This is a genomic window from Novosphingobium mathurense, assembly GCF_900168325.1.
In the GTDB taxonomy this organism is placed as follows: domain Bacteria; phylum Pseudomonadota; class Alphaproteobacteria; order Sphingomonadales; family Sphingomonadaceae; genus Novosphingobium; species Novosphingobium mathurense.
In genome coordinates this window covers 963,394-984,789 of sequence record NZ_FVZE01000001.1, presented here as the reverse complement: position 1 = coordinate 984,789, position 21,396 = coordinate 963,394, and the positions used below count along the sequence as shown (strand labels likewise).

At 63.3% G+C, this 21,396-nt stretch carries 17 protein-coding genes; 12 read left to right on the top strand and 5 right to left on the bottom strand.

Features of this window, described 5'->3' with window-relative positions; genetic code table 11:
• From nuoL to B5483_RS04620, 7 genes are read left to right on the top strand one after another with little or no spacing between them, the layout of a single operon-like run.
• Entirely contained in the window at positions 1–2,028 is a 2,028-nt protein-coding gene (gene nuoL / locus B5483_RS04650) for an NADH-quinone oxidoreductase subunit L (RefSeq protein ID WP_079729599.1), read from the top strand.
• Positions 2,029–2,032: 4 nt separating this feature from the next.
• A complete protein-coding gene (locus tag B5483_RS04645; RefSeq protein WP_079729879.1) occupies positions 2,033–3,568 on the top strand; it encodes an NADH-quinone oxidoreductase subunit M in 1,536 nt (511 codons plus the stop codon).
• On the top strand, positions 3,568–5,031 hold the full coding sequence (gene nuoN, locus B5483_RS04640; protein ID WP_079729598.1) for an NADH-quinone oxidoreductase subunit NuoN: 1,464 nt from the start codon (positions 3,568–3,570) through the stop codon (positions 5,029–5,031). Before B5483_RS04645 ends, nuoN begins: the two co-directional genes overlap by 1 nt.
• A complete protein-coding gene (locus tag B5483_RS04635; RefSeq protein ID WP_079729597.1) occupies positions 5,028–5,750 on the top strand; it encodes a biotin--[acetyl-CoA-carboxylase] ligase in 723 nt (240 codons plus the stop codon). Before nuoN ends, B5483_RS04635 begins: the two co-directional genes overlap by 4 nt.
• Before the next feature lie 15 nt (positions 5,751–5,765).
• Positions 5,766–6,545: a type III pantothenate kinase gene (locus tag B5483_RS04630; protein ID WP_054948093.1), complete on the top strand. Its 780-nt coding sequence runs from the start codon at positions 5,766–5,768 to the stop codon at positions 6,543–6,545.
• Positions 6,542–8,167: a ribonuclease J gene (locus tag B5483_RS04625; protein WP_079729596.1), complete on the top strand. Its 1,626-nt coding sequence runs from the start codon at positions 6,542–6,544 to the stop codon at positions 8,165–8,167. The genes B5483_RS04630 and B5483_RS04625 overlap by 4 nt, the downstream gene beginning before the upstream one ends.
• A gap of 13 nt (positions 8,168–8,180) precedes the next feature.
• Positions 8,181–8,471, top strand: a complete 291-nt coding sequence (locus B5483_RS04620) for a DUF1467 family protein (protein ID WP_054948095.1) — start codon at positions 8,181–8,183, stop codon at positions 8,469–8,471.
• 60 nt (positions 8,472–8,531) lie between these two features.
• Here the strand turns inward: B5483_RS04620 and B5483_RS04615 are convergent, their stop codons facing one another.
• The gene (locus B5483_RS04615; protein WP_079729595.1) at positions 8,532–11,186 is read right to left on the bottom strand and encodes a coiled-coil domain-containing protein; all 2,655 of its coding nucleotides are present in this window, start codon (positions 11,184–11,186) and stop codon (positions 8,532–8,534) included.
• A gap of 69 nt (positions 11,187–11,255) precedes the next feature.
• On the opposite strand from B5483_RS04615, the gene B5483_RS04610 reads away from it, so the two are divergent.
• The 4 genes from B5483_RS04610 to B5483_RS04595 all read left to right on the top strand — a co-directional run bounded on the left by B5483_RS04610 (position 11,256) and on the right by B5483_RS04595 (position 15,215).
• Positions 11,256–11,558 carry a hypothetical protein gene (locus B5483_RS04610; RefSeq protein WP_054948097.1) on the top strand — a complete coding sequence of 101 codons (303 nt, stop codon included), beginning with the start codon at positions 11,256–11,258 and terminating at the stop codon, positions 11,556–11,558.
• A gap of 89 nt (positions 11,559–11,647) precedes the next feature.
• Positions 11,648–12,829 carry a hypothetical protein gene (locus B5483_RS04605; protein ID WP_176167947.1) on the top strand — a complete coding sequence of 394 codons (1,182 nt, stop codon included), beginning with the start codon at positions 11,648–11,650 and terminating at the stop codon, positions 12,827–12,829.
• 35 nt (positions 12,830–12,864) lie between these two features.
• On the top strand, positions 12,865–13,827 hold the full coding sequence (locus tag B5483_RS04600) for a hypothetical protein (protein WP_079729593.1): 963 nt from the start codon (positions 12,865–12,867) through the stop codon (positions 13,825–13,827).
• Positions 13,827–15,215 carry a sensor histidine kinase gene (locus B5483_RS04595; protein WP_079729592.1) on the top strand — a complete coding sequence of 463 codons (1,389 nt, stop codon included), beginning with the start codon at positions 13,827–13,829 and terminating at the stop codon, positions 15,213–15,215. Before B5483_RS04600 ends, B5483_RS04595 begins: the two co-directional genes overlap by 1 nt.
• A gap of 6 nt (positions 15,216–15,221) precedes the next feature.
• Here B5483_RS04595 and B5483_RS04590 read toward each other — a convergent pair whose 3' ends face one another.
• From B5483_RS04590 to gltX, 3 genes are all read right to left on the bottom strand, one after another.
• A complete protein-coding gene (locus tag B5483_RS04590; RefSeq protein WP_054948101.1) occupies positions 15,222–15,431 on the bottom strand; it encodes a hypothetical protein in 210 nt (69 codons plus the stop codon).
• A gap of 175 nt (positions 15,432–15,606) precedes the next feature.
• The gene (locus tag B5483_RS04585; protein ID WP_054948102.1) at positions 15,607–16,890 is read right to left on the bottom strand and encodes a citrate synthase; all 1,284 of its coding nucleotides are present in this window, start codon (positions 16,888–16,890) and stop codon (positions 15,607–15,609) included.
• A gap of 13 nt (positions 16,891–16,903) precedes the next feature.
• A complete protein-coding gene (gene gltX / locus B5483_RS04580; RefSeq protein WP_079729591.1) occupies positions 16,904–18,358 on the bottom strand; it encodes a glutamate--tRNA ligase in 1,455 nt (484 codons plus the stop codon).
• Positions 18,359–18,387: 29 nt separating this feature from the next.
• On the opposite strand from gltX, the gene B5483_RS04575 reads away from it, so the two are divergent.
• Positions 18,388–20,577 carry a ComEC/Rec2 family competence protein gene (locus tag B5483_RS04575; RefSeq protein WP_079729878.1) on the top strand — a complete coding sequence of 730 codons (2,190 nt, stop codon included), beginning with the start codon at positions 18,388–18,390 and terminating at the stop codon, positions 20,575–20,577.
• Positions 20,578–20,634: 57 nt separating this feature from the next.
• Here B5483_RS04575 and lexA read toward each other — a convergent pair whose 3' ends face one another.
• Positions 20,635–21,330: a transcriptional repressor LexA gene (gene lexA / locus B5483_RS04570; RefSeq protein ID WP_054948104.1), complete on the bottom strand. Its 696-nt coding sequence runs from the start codon at positions 21,328–21,330 to the stop codon at positions 20,635–20,637.
• Positions 21,331–21,396 lie beyond the last annotated feature (66 nt).

Here is a 21,396-nt window from a genome sequence, read left to right as displayed (position 1 = left end):
TTGCAGTCGATCCTGCTCATCGTCTTCCTGCCGCTCCTGGCAGCGATCATCGCCGGGCTTGGCAACAAGCAGCTCGGCAATGTTCCGGCGAAGGTGGTCACCACCGGCGCGCTGTTCATTGCCTGTGCGCTGTCCTGGCCGATCTTCATCAGCTTCCTGACCGGCAGCGCCGAAGCGACTGTCGTTCCGGTGCTGACCTGGGTAAAGTCGGGCCCGATGGCCTTCGACTGGGCCCTGCGCGTCGACACGCTGACCGCGGTCATGCTCGTCGTGGTCACGTCTGTTTCGGCTCTCGTGCACCTCTACTCGTGGGGTTACATGGATGAGGAGCCGGATCAGCCGCGCTTCTTCGCCTACCTCTCGCTGTTCACCTTTGCCATGCTCATGCTGGTGACGGCGGACAATCTGGTGCAGATGTTCTTCGGGTGGGAAGGCGTCGGTCTGGCTTCGTACCTGCTGATCGGCTTCTGGTTCCGCAAGCCGTCGGCCTGCGCTGCCGCGATCAAGGCCTTCGTGGTCAACCGCGTTGGCGACCTTGGCTTCATGCTCGGCATCTTCGGCACGTTCCTGGTCTTCGGCACCGTCTCGATCCACGAAATTCTTCAGGCAGCCCCGGGCATGGCCGGTTCGACGATCGGCTTCCTCGGCCATCGTTTCGATACCATGACCGTCCTGTGTCTGCTGCTGTTCATCGGCGCGATGGGCAAGTCGGCCCAGCTTGGCCTGCACACCTGGCTTCCGGACGCGATGGAAGGCCCGACCCCGGTTTCGGCGCTGATCCACGCGGCGACCATGGTCACCGCCGGCGTCTTCATGGTCTGCCGTCTCTCGCCGATGTTCGAAACGAGCCCGACGGCGATGGCCTTCATCACCGTGATCGGCGGCGCGACCTGCTTCTTCGCCGCGACGATCGGCTGCACCCAGTGGGACATCAAGCGCGTTATCGCGTATTCGACCTGTTCGCAGCTCGGCTACATGTTCTTTGCCGCCGGCGTGGGCGCTTATGGCGCAGCCATGTTCCACCTGTTCACGCACGCTTTCTTCAAGGCGCTGCTGTTCCTCGGTGCCGGTTCGGTCATCCACGCGATGCACCATGAGCAGGACATGCGCTTCTATGGTAACCTGCGTAAGCACATCCCGATCACCTTCTGGACGATGACGGCCGGTACGCTCGCCATCACCGGTGTGGGCATGTTCGGCGTCGGCTTCGCGGGCTTCCACTCGAAGGACGCGATCCTCGAGGCCGCCTATGCCGCAGGCAGCGCCTCGGGCAGCTTCGCCTTCTGGATGGGCATTTTCGCCGCCTTGATGACGAGCTTCTATTCCTGGCGCCTGGTTTTCCTGACTTTCTTCGGCAAGCCTCGCTGGGCCGGTTCGGAGCACATCCAGCACGCCGTGCACCATCACCATGAGGATCCTTCCGAGGAAGCCGGCCATGACAACCATGTCCACAATCCCGAAGGCACCGCCGGCTATCATCCGCATGAAAGCCCGCTGGTCATGCTGATCCCGCTCCTGATTCTCGCATTCGGTGCGGTCGCGGCAGGTTATGTGTTCCAGCACGAGTTCGTCAGCGAAGGTACCGGCGAATTCTGGAAGGGCGCGCTGGTGTTCCACGAGCACCTGATCCACGCGATGCACTCGATCCCCGAGCTCATCAAATGGAGCCCGTTCATCGTAATGGTCATCGGTCTGGTCACCGCCTGGTACGGCTACATCCGCAACACCCGGTTCCCGGCCGCCGTCGCCGAGCAGCTCGGCCCGGTTTACACCTTCGTGTACCGCAAGTGGATGTTCGACGAGCTCTACCACTACCTGTTCGTGGTTCCGGCGTTCTGGCTCGGCCGCGTGTTCTGGAAGCAGGGCGACGTCGGTCTGATCGACCGCTTCGGTCCCAACGGCGCGGCCTGGGTCGTCGCCAAGGGTTCGACATACGCACAGAAAGTCCAGTCGGGCTATCTCTACAGTTACGCACTAGTCATGCTGCTGGGCCTAGTCGGCGCCATCAGCTGGGTGATCGCGGGATAAGATGATGAGTGGTTTTCCGATCCTCAGCCTGATGCTGCTTGTGCCGCTCGCGGCGGCACTGGCATGCCTCTTCCTCGAAGCCAAGCCGGCGCGGAACCTCGCGCTGGCGGCCACGCTGCTCGATTTTGCACTGGGCGTCGTGCTATGGGCGAACTTCGACATTGGTGGTGCGCAGTGGCAGTTCACCGAACGGGTGGAGCTGTTCTCCGGCTTCTCCTACGCGCTCGGTATCGACGGCATCGCCCTGTTGCTGATCATGCTGTCGGTCTTCCTCATGCCGATCTGTATCGGCGCGAGCTGGAAGTCGATCGACAAGCGCGTCGGTGAGTACATGGCCGCGTTCCTGCTGATGGAAACGCTCATGATCGGCGTTTTCGCGGCGCAGGACCTGTTCCTGTTCTACATCTTCTTCGAGGCCGGCCTCATCCCGATGTACCTGATCATCGGCGTGTGGGGCGGTGCGGACCGTATCTACGCTTCGTACAAGTTCTTCCTCTACACGCTGCTCGGTTCGGTGCTGATGCTGATCGCGATGCTGTGGATGGCGAACACCGCCGGTACCACAGACATCCCGACGCTGATGGCCTATGACTTCGATCCGCATGTCCAGACCTGGCTGTGGCTCGCCTTCTTCGCCAGCTTCGCGGTGAAGATGCCGATGTGGCCGGTGCACACCTGGCTTCCGGACGCACACGTGCAGGCACCGACCGCCGGTTCGGTCATCCTGGCAGGCGTGCTGCTGAAGATGGGCGGCTACGGTTTCATCCGCTTTTCGTTGCCGATGTTCCCTGAAGCCTCGGCCTACTTCGGTCCTCTGATCTGGGGCCTGTCGATGGCGGCCGTCGTCCTGACTTCGCTGATCGCGCTCGTGCAGCACGACATGAAGAAGCTGATTGCCTATTCGTCGGTCGCGCACATGGCGATCGTGACGATCGGCCTGTTCGCCTTCAACGTGCAGGGCCTCGAAGGCTCGATGCTGATCATGCTCAGCCACGGTCTTGTTTCGGGTGCATTGTTCCTGTGCGTTGGCATCATCTACGATCGCCTGCACACCCGCGAAATAGACCGTTACGGCGGGCTTTCGATCAACATGCCGCGTTACGCGCTGTTCTTCATGCTCTTTACGATGGCTTCCGTCGGCCTTCCGGGCACCAGCGGTTTCGTCGGCGAGTTCCTGAGCCTCGCGGGTATCTACCAGGTGTCGACGTGGGCCACGCTGATCTGCGCCACCGGCATCATCCTGGGCGCCGCCTACATGCTCTACCTCTATCGCCGGGTCGCTTTCGGCGAGCAGAAGAACGCCGATGCCGCGGCCATGGCCGACCTCGACGTCCGTGAGCTGTTGATGGTGGTTCCGCTGGGCATCGCGGTGCTGTGGATGGGCATCTATCCCGAGAGCTTCATTGCGCCGATGCGCGCCGACATTGCCGCGCTCGACGCCCGTCTTGCCGCCGCCAAGCCGGAAGGAGACTCCAAGGTCGCCATGGGTAAGGAAAAACCTGTGCACGAAGAAGTATCTGCGCATGAGGGGGCACACTGATGGACTGGTCACAGTCGCTGCGCCTGATCGCGCCGGAAGAAACGCTGAGCGTTGCAGGTCTCGTCCTGCTTCTGATTGCCGCCTGGGGCGGTGACAAGTCGAGCCGGCTGATCTCGATCCTTGCCGTCGCCGCGCTTGCCGCTGCGTCCTTCCTCGTTGCCCCCGCGCTTTGCGGTGGGGCCATGGGGCCGGATACGTCGGCCTTCTTCGGCCAGTTCCGTGCCGATGCCTTTGCGTCCTATGCCAAGATCCTGATTTACATCTCGGCTGCCGCATCGCTGGTGATTGCGCCGAAGTTCTTCGATCGCTTCGACGCGATGCGTGCGGAATATCCGGTGCTTGTCGTCTTCGCGGCGCTGGGCATGGGCATCATGGTTTCGGCAGGTGACCTGCTGACGCTGTACATCGGTCTCGAGATGAACTCGCTGGCTGCCTATGTTCTCGCCGCGTTCCTGCGCACGGACGACCGTTCGGCGGAGTCGGGCCTCAAGTACTTCGTGTTGGGTTCGCTGGCCTCGGGTATCCTCCTGTTCGGCATGAGCCTGACTTACGGCTTTACCGGCACGACCTCGTTCTCGGGCATCAACTCCGCGCTGTCCTCCGGGCTGTCGCATGGCGCACTGTTCGGCATCGTGTTCATGCTCGCAGGGTTGGCCTTCAAGATCAGCGCCGTGCCGTTCCACATGTGGACTCCCGACGTTTACGAAGGCGCGCCGACGCCGGTCACGACCTTCTTCGCGACCGCGCCGAAGGTGGCTGCGCTTGGCCTGACCATGCGCGTCATGCTCGATGCGTTCGGCGATCAGGCCGCGGCCTGGCAGCAGATCGTGATCTTCATCTCGCTTGCTTCGATCGTCGTGGGTGCCCTTGGCGCCATCGGCCAGACGAACATCAAGCGACTGATGGCTTACTCGTCGATCAACAACGTCGGCTTCATGCTGATCGGTCTGGCTGTCGCAACGCCGCAGGGCGCCTCGGCGATGCTCGTGTACCTTGCGATCTACGTCGCGATGTCGCTGGGCGGTTTCGTCGCGATCCTGATGCTCAAGGACGAGAACGGCAACTTCGTCGAGGACATCCCGATGCTGGCTGGCCTGTCGCGCACGCGCCCGGCGCTGGCGCTCGGCCTGGCGATGATCATGTTCAGCCTTGCCGGCATCCCGCCGCTGTTCGGCTTCTGGGGCAAGTTCGTCGTCTTCCAGTCGGCAGTGCAGGCCAACATGATCGCACTTGCGGCAATCGGCATCGCAGCATCGGTAATTGGCGCCTTCTACTACCTCAAGGTCGTCAAGATCATGTATTTCGATGAGCCTGCCGATGTGGTGAAGGGTGAGAACGACATTTGGCACAAGATCATCCTTGTCGCCTCGGTCGTGTTCATTTCGCCGCTGGGCTACCTGCTGACCAAGTGGCTGGGCGGTCTCGCTGACGCCGCCGCTGCAGCGCTTTACTTCTCGCTTTGATCCGATCCGTCACTCAGACGGGTTCGACCAACGCTGATCTGGCTGCTCGCCTGTCCGGTGGGGAATACCTCCCGGAAGGCGAGTGGCTGGTTGCGGACCGCCAGACGGCAGGGAAGGGCCGCCTGGGCCGCGCCTGGAATGACGGGCTCGGCAATTTCATGGGTTCGACGGTAGTAAGGCCTGGGCAAGGCGATCCGCCGTTCGCCAGCCTTGCGCTTCTTGCTGGCCTTTCCGTCCATGAAGCGATCGCGTCGCTGCTTCCCGATCCTTCGCCCCTGTGGCTCAAGTGGCCGAACGATCTCTTGCTGTCCGGTAGCAAGGTCGCGGGCATTCTCCTGGAAATGGTCGCCGGCACAGTCATCGTCGGCATCGGCGTGAACCTGCGCGTTGCACCGCATGTCGAAGGGCGTGCCGTTGCCGCGCTCTGCGATCATGGCGTCGATGTTTCCCGCGATGATTTCGCGGTCGGGCTGGCGCGTGCTTTTGCTCTCGAACTCGAACGCTGGCGTTCGGCCGGCCTTGCTCCCATGCTGCGTCGCTGGCAGAGTGCCGCGCATCCCAAGGGAACCCGGCTCACGGTGCTTCCTCCGGGAGAGGAGGCAATCGAAGGTGGGTTTGCCGGGCTGACGGAAGAGGGGAACCTCCTGCTCAGCCTGAACGACGGATCGCTGCGGACGATCCATGCCGGCGACGTGCTTCTTTCCGCAACTTCGCATTGAGGAAAACCAGGTCCCATGCTGCTCGCCATTGATGCCGGCAATACCAATGTCGTTTTCGCGCTATTCGACGGACGCGAGTTGAAGGGGCGTTGGCGCATTGCCACCGATCCGCGCCGCACCGGGGACGAGTATGCCGTCTGGCTCATGCAGTTGCTCGGCATTCGCGGGATCGACAGCAAGCAGGTCGATACGATCATCATCTCGACCGTGGTTCCGCGCGCGCTCCACAATCTCGAGATCCTCAGCCGGCATTACTTCGATGTCGAGCCGCTGATCGCCGGACATGGCAAGGCCGATTACGCCATCGACATCGATGTCGATGAGCCGCGCTCGCTCGGGGCGGATCGTGCAGTCAATGCGATCGCGGCCCATGCCAAGCACGGTGGAGACCTGATCGTCGTCGATTTCGGTACGGCCACGACCTTCGACATCGTCGACTTCAAGGGCGCCTACAAGGGCGGCATCATCGCCCCGGGCATCAATCTCTCGCTCGATGCCCTGGTTGGCAATACCGCCAAGTTGCCGCGCATTGCCATCGAGATCCCCAAGACCACCAGCGTCATCGGCCGCAACACCGAGGACCAGATGCTGATCGGCGTTTTCTGGGGCTATGTTGCCATGATGGAGGGCCTGATCGCGCGGATGCGCGCCGAGATCGGCCGGCCCGCCAAGGTCATCGCGACGGGCGGCCTTGCGGTGCTGTTCGACGAGGCGACCGAGATTTTCGATGCCGTGGATGCCGATCTTACGCTCGACGGCCTTGCCATACTTGCCGAAAGGGCAGCTTCTAAGTGATTCCCGGTAACGAATTGTTGTTTTGCGCGCTCGGTGGCTCGGGCGAGATTGGCATGAACGTCAATCTCTACGGTTGCCAGGGCAAGTGGCTGATGGTCGATCTCGGCATGACCTTCGGCATGAATGAGTACCCGGGAATCGATCTCGTCTTCGCCGATCTCGAGTTCATCGAGAACGAGCGTGAGAACCTGCTGGGCATCGTCCTGACCCATGCGCATGAAGACCACATCGGTGCCGTTCCCTATTTCGCCGAGGAACTGGGTGTGCCGATCTACGCCACGCCCTTCACGGCGAAGCTCGTGGCCGCGAAGCTGGATGAGGCCGGTATCCTCGACGATGTCGAACTGATCGTGGTGGAAGACCTTGAGCGTTTCGAGATCGGGCCTTTCGGTATCCGTTACGTCCCGCTCGCGCACTCGATCGCGGAAGGCAATGCCCTGTTGATCGATACGCCGTTCGGCCGGATCTTCCATACCGGCGACTGGAAGCTCGACGATGCGCCGCAGATCGGTACTCCGGCAACCGCCGAGGAACTGACCAGGATCGGCGACGATGGCGTCCTGGCACTGGTCTGCGATTCCACCAACGTGTTCAATCCGAAGGCTTCGGGCTCGGAAGGCGATGTCTTCGACGGCCTGCTTGAGGAAGTGAAGCGTCACAACGGCCGCCGGGTTCTGGTGACGACCTTCGCATCCAATGTGGCGCGGCTGCAGACGCTGGGCGAAGTGGCGCGACGCACCAACCGCAAGTTGTGTGTGGCGGGACGCTCGCTCGACCGCATCATCCAGACGGGCCAGGCCTGCGGCTACCTCAAGGATCTGCCCGAGATCGTCGATCCGGAAGCGGCGATGGATCTGCCGCGCAGCGACGTGCTGATCGTCGCGACCGGCGGACAGGGGGAACCGCGCGCGGCACTCGCGCGAATTTCCGAAGGCAATCACCCGATCAAGCTGGAGAAGGGCGATGTCGTCCTTTTCTCCAGCCGCCAGATCCCGGGCAACGAAATCGCCATCGGCAAGATCCAGAACCGCCTTGCCGATGATGGGATCGTCATTGTCACCGACCGTCAGAGCCATATCCACGTTTCTGGGCATCCCGGGCGACCGGAACTCGAAGCGCTCTATGGCTGGATCAGGCCGGAAATCCTCGTGCCCGTGCACGGGGAGATCCGTCATATGCGTGAGCAGGCGAAACTCGGCCTTTCCTGCGGTATTCCCAAGGCCGTGTTCCAGAAGAACGGCGATCTTGTGCGACTGGCGCCGGGGGCGCCGGGCAAGTTTGGCGAAGTTCGCTCGGGCCGGCTCGTGCTCGACGGCGATATCATCGCGCCGGCTGACGGCGAGGCCATCGTGATGCGCCGGCGCATCGCCTTCAACGGCGTCGTCTCGGTCGCAGCGGACCGCAAGGGGAACGTCGAGGTGGCCGCCATGGGCCTGCCTCTGGACGAGGACTATCAGGCCTTCATCGAAGAGGCGCGCGGCGACGTTGCCAATGCGCTCGCCAAGGCGAAAAAGGCGGACCATGCCGATCGGGTAGAGGCGGCGCGCCTTGCCGCGCGGCGTGCGGCCACCCGCTGGTCGGGCAAGCGGCCGCAGGTCCAGGTCCTGCTTCTCGAGAGTTGATCGGAGCGCGCCCATGCAATGGACATCGATAGCCGCGATCTACAGCTTGCTGTGGGTCCTCAGCGCTTTCCTCGTCATGCCGATCGGCTTGCGTACGCCGGATGAGGTCGACGGTCACAAGGTCGAGACCGGCCATGCCGACAGCGCGCCGATCAATTTCCGGCCCGGCCGCATCGCGCTGCGCGCAACGGTGCTGGCCGCTGTGCTGATGGGGCTGTTCTACCTCAACTACGTATATGGCTGGATCGAGGTCGAGGACCTCAACTTCTTCGGCGATCCGCCGGTCAAGGATCTCGGCTACTGATGGTGTCTCGGCAGGGCTGCTCCCTGATTGGGGAGCTCGCCTTGCCGATTGGCCTACGTGTCAGTTGCGCAGGCGTTCGATGGCCTGTGCCAGCGCCACGTAGAGTTTGCCCATGTCCGATGAGAGCAGGGTCACGCCGAGCGCATTGCCGTCGCGGGTCGAGAGGATCTGGCGCAGGATCGCCTCGAAGTCGTGGATGTAGCGGCTGACGTGCTCGCGGAAGGAATCGTCGCGCTCGAAGATCTGCTGGATCGCCTTGGCTTCCCCGGCTTCGAGCAGGCGCACCGCGCGGCGTGTGAAGATACCGCGGTCGCCGCGCAGGTATGCGGCCCAGGCCGTGTCCGAGACATCGGATGACAGGGCGTTGGCGATGTCGATCGAGTTCGAGTTGAGCGATTCCGTGATGAGCGCAACACGCCGTGAAAAGTCGTTGTCGACCTGTTCTTCGGCGCGGCTGCGGGCGTGGGCGACGCGGTTCTCGAGGTTGCCGACCAGTTCGTCGATCTTGCCGAGCTGGTCGCGCAGCTGGATTGCGGCCTCCCGGGTAGCGCCCGAAGCATGGGCGACGGCCTGATCGAGCTGGCCCGAGACTTCGGCCACGCGTGAGCGCATCGCCTTGTCGATCGCCATGGCGCCTTCCTTGCCGAGCTTCTCGGCGACGCTGGCGACTTTCGCCGCGCTCTTGCTTTCGATCGCTTCGATGCTCTCGGCAATCGTCGCGTTGAGAGCTTCGATGGACGCGCGCAGTTCGGTTCCGGCCTTGTCCGATGCCTTGTCGCTTGCCTGCTCGATATCGTCGAGAGCGCTGCGCAGGTCGCGCAGCAGTGCGGCGTGGTCGCTGCCCTGCCGGTTGATGTCGGCGTGGGCCGTGGCAAGCGAAGCCATGAGGTCCTGAAGCGTCCTGCCGGTACCATCGATTTCGTTCGCAAGACCTTCGCTGCCGTCCCCGGCTCGCTTGAGGCTGTCGAGCAGGGCGCCGATGCCCTGATTGACGCGGTCGAGGCGGTCCTCGGTGATCGAGAGGGCTTCGGGCAGGGCATTGTGGGCCTGCTTGGCGCTCGCCTGGATCAGTTCCAGCAGCCGGATGCTGTCGTCGGTGAGCTTCTCGACGTCATTGTCCGTTGCCGCAAGGGTCGCGCGGGCCGAGGTCAGCCTTTCGGTCAGCGCGGTCAGGCTTGCGCTCAGGACTTCCTCGCCTTGGGCGCTGTCTTCCGAAATGGCCCGCAGGCGGGTTTCGAACGCGGAGAGCTGTGCGGTGATCGCGGCTGCCGTTTCGCGCAGGTTCTCGCTCTGGATGCGATGGTTCTCGAGGCGTTCGGCAATGCCGCTGTCCAGTTCGCCCAGTGTTTCGCGCAGGCGCGCGATTGCGGCGTGTTCCTGCTGTTGCTGGCGTTCGAGACGTTCGGCCGCTTCGCCGGCAAGCCGGGCAGAGCGCTCGGCAAACTTCTGGTCGAGGCGCATGGCCTCGTTCTCGATGCCGGCAAGCCGTTCGGTAAGGCTTTCGATCGCCTTGCGCTGGGATTGCGCGATGGCATCGCTGACACCCGCCTGTTCGGTCTGCAGTTCGGCCAGCGACGATTGGAGCCGCTCCACGGCCTTGGTCTCGGCATTGCGCAGGGCGCGCGAGACGACGTCGCTTTCATCGCGCAGGGCCTTGAGGCGTGCACGCAGCGAGGTGAGGCTTTCTGCCTCGTGGGTGTCGAGCTGGTTGCGGGTGCTGGCGATCTCCTCGCTGAGCGCGGCGGCACGGGTGCGCACGGCTGCAAGGGCCTCTATCTCGTGCTTGTCGAGCTCGGTGCGGAATTCCTCGCTCTTTTCGGTAAGCGCCGTGAAGCGCTTCTCGGTGAGGTCTTCGAGCTTTTCGCACTGTGTGGCGAACTCACCCAACGTGGTCTCGACGGCGCTGCGCAGGGCTTCGACCTGGCGTTCGCTCGCGGTGCCGAATTCGTTCAGGCGGTTGAAGCCGGTGATCATGTCCTCAAGCTGGACATGCGCGGCGCGGCCCGCATTGCCGATGTTGTTGGTGACGTCCTTGGCCGAGCTGGCGATGACGGGCAGCTGGCTGCGCAGCTTTTCCATGTTTTCCAGCGCGGCATGACTGACCGTGCTGATGGAATCGACGCGGTTCCCGTTGTCGCGGATCAGTTCCTCGAGACGTCCGGCGTTCTCCGAGATGCGCTCGGCGGCGATGCGCCCGAGGCTTTCCAGGTCGCGCGACTGCGAGGCAAGGAATTCGCGGGCAAGGCTGAGTTCGCGATTGACGGTGGTCAGGCGCTCTTCGAGCCGTGCGGATTCGCGCGACAGGGACTGTGCCACGTCGCCGAAGCGCTTTCCTTCTCGTGCGCTGTGGCGAAGCACGAGGAGCCAGCACAGTCCGATCAGCAGGACCGGGACGGCCCATTCGCTGACCAGGGTGGGTACAGCCTCCAGGGCGACGCCGGGCTGGAATTGGGGAAGGCGGGCGAAAAGGAACAGCGCCGTCCAGCCTGCCGTCGCCAGACCGGCGAGGAGCGGGGCAATCCACGCGTTGGAGCGCGATTCGTCCGCTTCTTCGTGATCGCCGACCCAGGCTTCGTCCCAGTGCTCGTCCGCCTGACGGGGCTGCTCGGCAACCGCATCTGCGGGTGTGACCTCGGGCGCGGTAGCCTCTGGCTTGTCCGCGTTTGCCTCGTTGCCTCCGGCGCCGAAGGCAATGATCCTGTTTTCTCCAGCCATTTCGATAGAATACCACGAGCCGGGCAGCGATAAACCCCGGTTTAATACATTGCCTATTATCTTGGGGAAATGGCTTACGAATCAGGCGCCCTCGAAGCGACATTGGCTGCTGCGGCAGGCGGGGACGCCGTGCTTTTCGAGGAACTGCGTGCCAGTTTCGTCGAAAGCGTGGCGCGCCAGGTCGATCTGCTTGAACGCGCACGCTGTGATGGCAACTGGAACCTTGCGGCCATGCGGCTCAAGGGCCTTGCAGCCAGCTTCCATTCACGTGCTTTGCTCGATCTGTCGGAGGAAGCCCTGGACGCGGCTCCGGGTGAACCGACGGTCGTCAGGCGCCTGAAGGCATTTCTCGCGGAGTTTTCCGCCGATTGATCGGCCGGCGATGCTTGGCACCGGCCAAGCCTGTGCCTAAATGGGCGCGCTTCGCTGGAGATTGAAAACTGCGCATCGCTTTGCTTGCCATGACTGAACCCGCGGGAGCGGGACATGCGCTTCCTCGTGGATTTCTGCGGGTGGCGGGTGTGAGCGTGGCAGAGCACCAGCTTGGTCTGGCCCTTGCGCTCGATTGCCAGCGCGTGATCTGCATGGCGCGGGGCACTTCGCCTGAACTCCTGGCGCTCCAGCACGCGGCGGAAGATGCCGGACTGCAATTCTACATCGCGACGAACGTGCGCCAGCTTGGCGGGCTCATCACGGCCAGCGACGAAGTGCTCGTGGTCACCGAGGGGCTTTTCGTCGATCCGGGCAGCGTGACCCACCTGTTCGAGAGCCGCGCGCCGGTGGTGCTGGTCATGCCGGTCGAGAATGCGCTGGCGGCCGGGTTCGAACGCATCGATCTCAACCGCGCGGCGGCAGGGGTCATGCGGGTTCCCGGTGAGCTGATGGAGCGGCTGCAGGAACTGCCGCCGGACTGCGACATGATTTCTGCCCTGACCCGGATAGCGCTCCAGTCTGGCATTGCCATGCGCGAAGTGCCTTCGGGTGTGCGTATCGGCGCCAACTGGCGTCTGGTCCGCAACGAGGGCGAGGCCGTCGCGGTGGAAGCCGAATGGCTAGCCGAGCAGGTCAGCGACGGACGCCAGCTTTCCCCCGGGGCTTCGGCGGCTCGCCTTGCCGTACTGACGTTCGGCACATCGCTGCTGCAGGCCGGCAACGCCTCGAACATGCTCAGCCTTGGCGCCTTGGGAGCCCTGGGTCTTTCAGCCGTCCTGGGCTGGTTCGGGCTTGTCTGGATAGCCCTGATCTTCGGTGCCATCGCCGCGCTACTGGTCGAAAGCAGCCGCCTCCTGCGACAGGCCGAGCGTCGGGCCCGGGGGCAGATGACGCCGATCATCCCGCGTGCCGATGCACTGGGCTGGCTGGTCGATATCGAGATCGGCCTGCTCAGCCTTGCCGCTATCCCGCGTATCGCCGGGGAATCGCCGATCTCCTGGGCGTTTCCGCCGATCATGCTGGTCCTGCTGGTCGCGCTGATACCCAACAATCTCACCGGCTCTACCGCATCCTGGTTCCGCGACCGGGTTCTGCTTGGCGTTATACTGGCCCTTGCCGCGCTCTTCGGGCATGTTCAGATCGTGGTCGAGGTGATTTCGATCGGTCTCGTACTTGCGGGGCTGGTCCTGCCTCTGCGGCGCAAGGACTAACCCGGCTTTAACCAAGGATGGCGTAATACGAGCCGATGATCGATCAAGCTGTTCATTCGGCTGACCGGGACAACGTCGAAGCCGTGCTTCGCGACGAGCTTGCTCGCGGCGATGCAATGGCGGGAAGTGTTCTTCCGATTCTGCGGCACCTAATCACCGCGGAGGACAGCTCCGTCTTCAGTGACGAGATCCTTGCGCGCGTGCGCGGGATGCTGGCCGATCTTGCCAATGCCTTGCTCGATGCGCTGGCGCAGAGCGCAGGCCAGCCCGATCGCGCCGTTCATCCGGCCGACGAGGTTTCCCTGCTCACGCGGGCCTTTCTCAAAAATCAGGCGCTCCTGTCGCATCTTCACGCCCTGGCGCTGGAATGGCAGCTGACCGAGCGTCTGCAAACGCGCCTCGCGCTCGATCCGGTAGTATCGCCGCTTTTGCAGAGCTTCGTGTCGGCCCGCGAAGGTGCGATGCAGGATCTTGCGATGAAGTTCCTTGCCGCGCAGGCCCGCTGGTGCCAGTCGCAGCGGCGCATGAAGCTCTCGCTGTTCGAACTGCCGGCCGATCTGTTCCATGAAGCGCTCGTGACCTTGAGCGCGCGCATCGGTGACGATCCCGAGATGATCGAGCACGCGGCTTTTGCCGAAGCGGCCTTGCGCCGGAAATACAACGAAGGTGTGAGCCGGCTCGGGCTCGCAACCCAGCTTGTGTTGACCATGGCCGGCGAAGTCGAGGCCTCGCTCTCGGTTGCCAATTCGGGCGTGGCGCTGTTCCTCTCGGCACTGGCGATCGGTTCCCGGCAGAGCCGCGATGTAGTGGTCCTGTCGACCCATGAGGCGCAACTGGCGCGACTGGCGCTGGCGCTGCGCACCGCCGGCTTGTCATCCACCGGTGTAGAGCAGCAGTTTCTTGCCTTGCATCCTGACATTACCCTGCCGCAAGGTTTTGACCGGCTTGGCGCGGACAAGGCATCCGTCATCCTCTCGACAGGGCGCATTGCAGGCTGATGCAGGCAGGCGGAACCATTCTCGCCCGGGCGGTCAGCGATCCCGAGGACAGGCTGTTGACGGCCGAAGAGCCGCTTGCCGGACTGCAATTGCGTTGCGGTGGCGAGCTTCCCGGCACCATCGCCGTGCCCGAACTGCTGGAACTCGTACGTAAGGCGCGCCGCTATCGCTTTCGTCTTGCCCGCGCGATTTCAGCGAATGACGGAAGCGACACGATTACCGCCTGGGTCGAGGTCGAACCGCGCGAGGACGAAATCGGAGGCACGCCGGGCTGCGACATCGTGGTGCGCAACTGGCAATCTTCGCCGCTGCCTTCGGAAGAGATCAGCTTTGCCGAACGCCGGCGGATGATGACCGACCGCCACCTTGCCGAACTGACTGCGCAGCTCGATGGCTCGCAGCGCTTGCTGACGGCGGTGACGGACAGTCCCGATCTCGCGCAAGTGGCTGCGCGGATGGAAGACGGGATCGGTCGGCTCTGGACCGATTTCCTGCCGCCCGAGAACGTGACGCACAAGCAGCCGCTGCACTGGCGCCTTCTCGACGGGACCCGGGTCAGCGTCGAAGGCTCGGACCGACCCTGGCGGATCACACTGATCCCGCATATCCGGCCCGGCTTCGATCCATCCGGTTTCGAACTCCTGCTGATCTCTGACGAACCGCAGGCAGGTGATGTCATGGGCGCGAACCCGATCGAGCCGGCCTTGCGGCGCAGTCTCGTCGGACAGGATCTTTCTCCGGTCCTGCGCCAACCGATTTCGCGCATCATCGCCAATGCAGAGACGATCCGCACGCGGCTCGCCGGACCGATCCCCGACGCTTATGCCGACTATGCGGGTGAAATCGCCAGTGCCGGCAAACTGCTGCTAGACCTGCTCGAGGACCTGGCTGACCTCGAGGTCGTGGAGTCCGAGAACTTCTCGACGGCGCCCGATCATATCGACCTGTCGGAAGTTGCACGCCAGGCTGCCGGGATTCTCAATGTCCGCGCGCGTGAAAAGGGCATCGTCATCGATGCGCCGCAAGTGGCCGAAAGCCTTCCCGCAGTCGCCGAATTCCGCCGAGTGCTGCAGATCCTGCTGAACCTGATCGGCAATGCGATCCGCTATTCACGGGAAAAGTCGCGCATCTGGCTGAGGCTGGAATCGCTTGGATCGATGGCCCGCGTCATCGTCGCCGATCAGGGACCCGGGCTCTCGGAAGAGCAGCAGGCCCGCGTGTTCGAAAAGTTCGAGCGTCTGGGGCGCAGCGGCGATGGCGGATCGGGGCTTGGCCTTTATATCTCGCGAAGTCTGGCCAGGGCGATGGGCGGCGAACTGTCGGTCGAGAGCTCACCGGGACAGGGCGCGCGCTTCATTCTCGACGTGCCGGCCGACCGGGAAGCCTGAACCCGTTCAGGACTTGCCGTTGCCGCGGCGCGCCAGCCACACGACGATGCAGCCGACGGCGGCAAGAATGGCGCCGCGAATGGCCCATGTGCGGTCGGCCAGCATGAAGCTTTCGGCAGGCCACATAACCACGCCCGTTCCCTGACCGACCCAGAGCAGGCCCATGGCGATGGCCAGCAGTCCCAGGATAAGTGCGACGATCCTGACAAATAGCATGCAAATACCTCGCCCTGTTCTTTATCGGCTTAGGATATCGAGGTGGCCAGATTAAGGCCGCTTGGCAAGTTCCGTCACGCGGGGTTTGGCCCGGGACAAGAAAAAACCCCCGCTTTCGCAGGGGTTTCTCCTCAGGACCGACCCCGAAGAGCGGTCCAGTCCGGCTTGCCGGCTATCAGCGCTGCGACAGCGGCACGTAGTCGCGCTGCGTCGGGCCGGTGTAGAGCTGGCGCGGACGGCCGATCTTCTGGCCGGGATCCGAGATCATTTCGTTCCACTGCGCGACCCAGCCCACGGTGCGGGCGAGGGCGAAGAGCACAGTGAACATGGTGGTCGGGAAGCCGATCGCCGAAAGGATGATGCCCGAGTAGAAGTCGACGTTCGGGAAGAGCTTCTTCTCGACGAAGTACGGATCGTTGAGGGCGATTTCCTCGAGACGCAGGGCGGTCTCGAACAGCGGGTCGTTGACCTTGAGGGCGTCGAAGACTTCCCGAACGGTGGACTGCATGACAGTCGCGCGCGGGTCGTAGTTCTTGTAGACGCGGTGACCGAAGCCCATCAGGCGGAACGGATCGTTCTTGTCCTTCGCACGCTCGATGTAGTGCGGGATCTTGTCCGGCGTACCGATTTCCTTGAGCATGTTCAGCGCAGCTTCGTTCGCGCCGCCGTGTGCCGGGCCCCAGAGGCAGGCAATGCCGGCCGCGATGCACGCAAACGGGTTCGCGCCCGACGAACCGGCGAGACGCACGGTCGAGGTCGAAGCGTTCTGCTCGTGATCGGCATGGAGGATGAAGATGCGGTCCATGGCCTTTTCGACGGCCGGGATCACTTCATACTCTTCCGCGGGCACGCCAAAGGTCATGCGCAGGAAGTTACCGGTGTAGGACAGGTTGTTGTCCGGGTAGAGGAAGGGCTGACCGATCGAGTACTTGTAGGCCATCGCAGCGATCGTCGGCATCTTCGCGATCAGGCGGTGCGAGCTGATCTTGCGGTGCTCGGGATCCGAGATGTCGGTCGAATCGTGGTAGAATGCCGAAAGCGCGCCGACGACGCCGCACATGATCGCCATCGGGTGTGCGTCACGGCGGAAGCCGCGATAGAAGGTGGCGAGCTGCTCGTGCAGCATGGTGTGACGGCTGATGGTGAACTCGAACTTCTCGAGCTCGTCCTTGCTCGGCAGTTCGCCATTGAGCAGCAGGTAGCTGACTTCCATGAACGACGAATTTTCCGCCAGCTGACCGATCGGATAACCGCGGTGGAGCAAAACGCCCTCATCGCCGTCGATGTAGGTCAGGGCACTTTCGCAGCTCGCGGTCGAAGTGAAGCCCGGGTCGAACGTGAACAGCCCGGTCTGGCCGTAGAGCTTGCGGATATCGACGACATCCGGGCCGACGCTACCTTTCAGGACAGGATATTCGTAATCCGCACCACCTGCGGACAGTTTAGCCTGATCACCCACCAGTTCTTACTCCTTATACCTGTGACCCGGCCGGGACGTCGGCCTGTGCGGCGATGCGCGCGAGGCTTTCGTTCCTGCCGAGCAGAACCAATACGTCGAAAATTCCCGGCGAGGTCGTCTGACCCGTCAGGGCTGCCCGCAAGGGTTGCGCGAGCTTGCCGAGGCCCAATTCGAGTTCCTCGGCCATTGCTTTCAGGTTGGCTTCCAATGCCTCCAAAGTCCAGTCGGATTCCCCCGACAGACGCTCATGAATGACAGCCAGGCGCCCCCGCGCCTCGTCGGTCAGAAGAGCTTGCGCCTTCTCGCTCATCGCGAGTGGACGGGTGGCAAACAGGAAGGCGGCGCCTTCTGCAAGTTCGTTGACGTCCTTTGCTCGCACCTTGAGGACCGGCATGGCCTTTTCGAGCAGGACGGGATCTGGGTTTGCGAAGCCATTGGCCGCGACAAGCGGAAGGACGAGTGCCGCGAGGCGGGCGTCATCCGCCTCGCGCAGATAATGTCCGTTGAGATTCTGCAACTTGGCGAGGTCGAACCGGGCAGGCGACTTGCCGACATGGGCAATGTCGAACCATTCGACTGCCTGCTCGCGGGCGATGATCTCCTCATCGCCATGGCCCCAGCCGAGGCGCAGGAGGTAATTGAACAGCGCTTCGGGCAGCACGCCCAGCTCGTCGCGATAGGCATCGACGCCCAAGGCACCGTGGCGCTTCGACAGCTTGGCGCCGTCCGGGCCGTGGATCAGCGGGACGTGACCGTAAGTAGGCACCGTCCAGCCCATCGCGTTGACGATGACGAGCTGTCGGAACGCGTTGTTGAGGTGATCGTCGCCGCGGATGACGTGGGTGACGCCCATGTCGTTGTCGTCGACGACGACAGCCAGCATATAGGTCGGCGTGCCGTCGGAGCGCAGGATGACGAAATCGTCGATCTCGACGTTCTGGACAGTCACCTGTCCCTGCACGAGGTCGTCGATCACGGTCTCGCCGTCGCGCGGGGCCTTGATGCGCACGACATAGGGGCGGTCGCTCGGCCAGCTCGAAGGATCGGCATCGCGCCATTCGCTGTCGATGCGGAACGGGCGACGCTCTTCCTGTGCCTTCTGGCGGCGTTCGGCGAGTTCCTCGGTCGTGAGATAGCAGCGATAGGCGTGACCGGATTCGAGCAACTGCGCGGCCACTTCGGCGTGGCGCTGCGAGCGCGCGAACTGGAACACAGGTTCTTCGTCACCTTCGAGGCCGAGCCACGTCAGGCCGTCGAAGATTGCGTCGATGGCCGGTTCGGTCGAACGGGCGCGGTCGGTGTCTTCGATGCGCAGCAGGTACTTGCCGCCGTGCTGGCGGGCGAAGAGCCAGTTGAACAGCGCCGTACGGGCACCGCCGATGTGAAGGTAACCCGTGGGCGAGGGGGCAAAGCGCGTAACGACGGCAGACTGGCCGTTCGATCCGCTCGATGCACTGCCGCTTGCCATTGTAAATCCCTTCCTGTCCAATGTTCGCCATGGCCAGCCAAGCCACAGCCAGTAATGAAAATAACGCATGCCACGGCCTCGCCGGGGGCGCTGCATTGCAGCATCGGCCATGGAACAGCAAGAGCGACTTGTCGAGGGTTTTGGCGGCGCTTGAGCGATTTCTTTCGCGTGCCGGCTTCGATCGCGGGCCCTGGCTGGTGGTCGCATTCGGAGCGGGAATCGCGGCGTGGTTCGGCCTTCCCGGACCGCTCCATTGGGCTGCGTTTGGCGCCGTTTGCGCTGCCATTGCGGCTCTTGCGGCATGGGTCTGGCCGGATCGCGCGCGTTTTCCTCACCTGAGAGTGGCACTCTGCGCAGTTTTCCTCATGTTTTTCGCGGGTTGCCTGACCGTCTGGACGAAATCGGCGCTGGTGGGACACGAAGCGATCGATCGTCCGGTTTCAGGCGTCTTCCTGGGCAAAGTGCTAGGGGTGGATGAACAGCCTGCCGAACGGCGGGTCAGATGGCTCGTCGCGACCCGGGAGCCTGGTTCGGGGCGTCCCATCAAGGTTCGGCTCAACGTTGCCGACGGCCTTGGCGTTGAATCCGTGTCGCCCGGAGCAGTGATTCGCTTTGAGGCGCGGTTGATGCCACCTGCGCCGCCGATGTTCCCCGGCGGTTATAATTTCGCGCGCGCCGCTTGGTTCTCCGGCCTTTCTGCAAGCGGGAAGGTGAGCGGCAAAGTCGAGATCGTTACGTCAGGCGGTGAGGGCGAGACCCTTGAGGCTGCCCGCAGCGTGCTTTCCCAGCACGTCCGTGAGAGGCTGAGCGGCTCGCAAGGCGGGATCGCCGCGGCATTGGCGAGCGGCGACCGCGGCGGCATCGTCGAGGAGGACGCGCAGGCGATGCGCGATGCGGGCCTTGCGCATCTGCTGGCTATCAGCGGCCTGCACGTCAGTGCAGTGATCGGGGCAGCCTATTTCCTCGTCCTGAGATTGCTCGCGCTTTCTCCTGCACTGGCCTTGCGTTTCCGGCTTCCGGTGGTGGCCGCGCTGTGCGGAGCTCTGGCCGGGATTGCCTATACCCTCCTGACCGGATCGCAGGTGCCGACGGTCCGTTCGTGCATTGGGGCGATGCTTGTCCTCATTGCACTGGCGCTGGGACGAGAAGCGCTATCGCTGCGGCTGCTGGCAGTTGCCGGGTTTGCGGTCCTGCTGCTTTGGCCCGAATCGCTGACGGGGCCCAGCTTCCAGATGAGCTTTGCAGCCGTTCTTGCCATCGTGGCGTTGGCAACTTGCGGGCCGGTGCGCCGGTTTCTGGCCCCGCGAGAGGAATCGTGGCTTTCGCGGCTCATGCGGCAAACGGTGATGCTGTTCGTGACGGGTTTCGTGATCGAAATCGTCCTGATGCCGATCGGCTTCTACCATTTTCATCGTGCCGGTGCTTACGGCGCGCTTGCCAATGTACTTGCGATCCCGCTCACGACTTTCGCTGTCATGCCTTGCATTGCCCTGGCGCTACTGTTCGATCTTGTGGGACTGGGCGGACCGTTCTGGTGGCTGGCAGGGCAGTTTATCGACCTTTTGCTGGGGTTGGCGCACAAGATCAGCGCACTGCCCGGGGCGGTTTCGGTTCTGCCGGCGATGGGTACGGGCGGCTTCCTCCTGTTCGTTTCGGGTGGTCTGTGGCTCGGGCTGTGGAGTGGGCGGGTTCGGCTGCTGGGGCTCGTGCCCGCCTGTCTCGGCATAGTCTGGCTCATCCTGCTCGAGCCGCCCGATATTCTCGTGACCGGCGATGGCCGTCATGTCGGGCTTGTGGTCGATAATGGTGAGAGGCTCGTGACCCTGCGCGATACCGGCAGCGACTATGTCCGCGACAATCTGCGTGAATTTGCCGGTGTCGAGGGCGAACTGACGCCCTTGGCATCATGGCCGGGCGCACGATGCAATCGCGAATTCTGTTCGGTTCGCATTGGAAGACAGGGCCGCTCCTGGGACCTGCTGATCGCCAGAGGCCGGGACCAGGTCCCAGAGCGGGCGTTGGCAGCGGCTTGCGACAAGGCCGACATCGTCATTGCCGACCGCTGGCTGCCCCGAAGCTGCTCTCCGCGCTGGTTGAAGGCGGACCGCAACATGCTGCAGAGAACCGGTGGCCTTGCTATCCGGCTGCGACAAAAATCGGTCGAGACTGTCGCCGAAGGGCAGGGCCATCATGGCTGGTGGACGCCGCGAGCGCCCTGATCCCGTCAATTCAAGGAGAGGCGGTCGTATCAGCGACGCGCCTCTCCTCGGCAAAGCTCAATGATAGCGGCGCAGCAGCCCGGCGAGCTTGCCCTGAACCTCGATCTCGTCAGGGCCGTAAACCTGCGGTTCGTAGGCGGCATTGGCGGGAACGAGGCGGACCATGGCGCCATCGCGCTGCAGGTATTTGAGCGTCGCTTCCTCGCCGCGAACCAGGGCAACGACGATTTCACCGTCGCGCGCGGTGTTGGTGCGACGGATCAGGGCAAAGTCGCCGTCGAGAATGCCGGCTTCGACCATCGAATCGCCCGAAACCTCAAGCGCGTAGTGTTCGCCCGAGCCGAGCAGGGCTGCGGGAACCGGAAGCATCGACTGGCCTTCCAGGGCTTCGATCGGGACGCCGGCGGCAATGCGGCCGTGCAGCGGAATTTCGATGACGTCATTCGCCGGTTCGGGCGTGCGTTCGGGCTGCTTGAGCGCGGCAAGCGCATCCTGCCCGGCAGGAACGGCGGCCTTGGCCGCGGGCTTGCTGGTGACGTCTTCGGGCTGGCGCAGGATTTCCAGTGCGCGGGCGCGATTGGGCAGGCGACGGATGAAGCCGCGTTCCTCAAGTGCGGAAATGAGGCGATGCACGCCCGATTTCGACTTGAGGTCGAGCGCTTCCTTCATTTCCTCGAAGCTGGGCGAGATGCCGCTTTCTTCCAGCCGGACCTGAATGAACTTGAGCAATTCATGCTGCTTGCGCGTCAACATCTGCGTTGCCTCTTTCTCTGCGTCCCCGAGCGATGTTCTGCCTGTGAACAATGAGAGAACAATTAA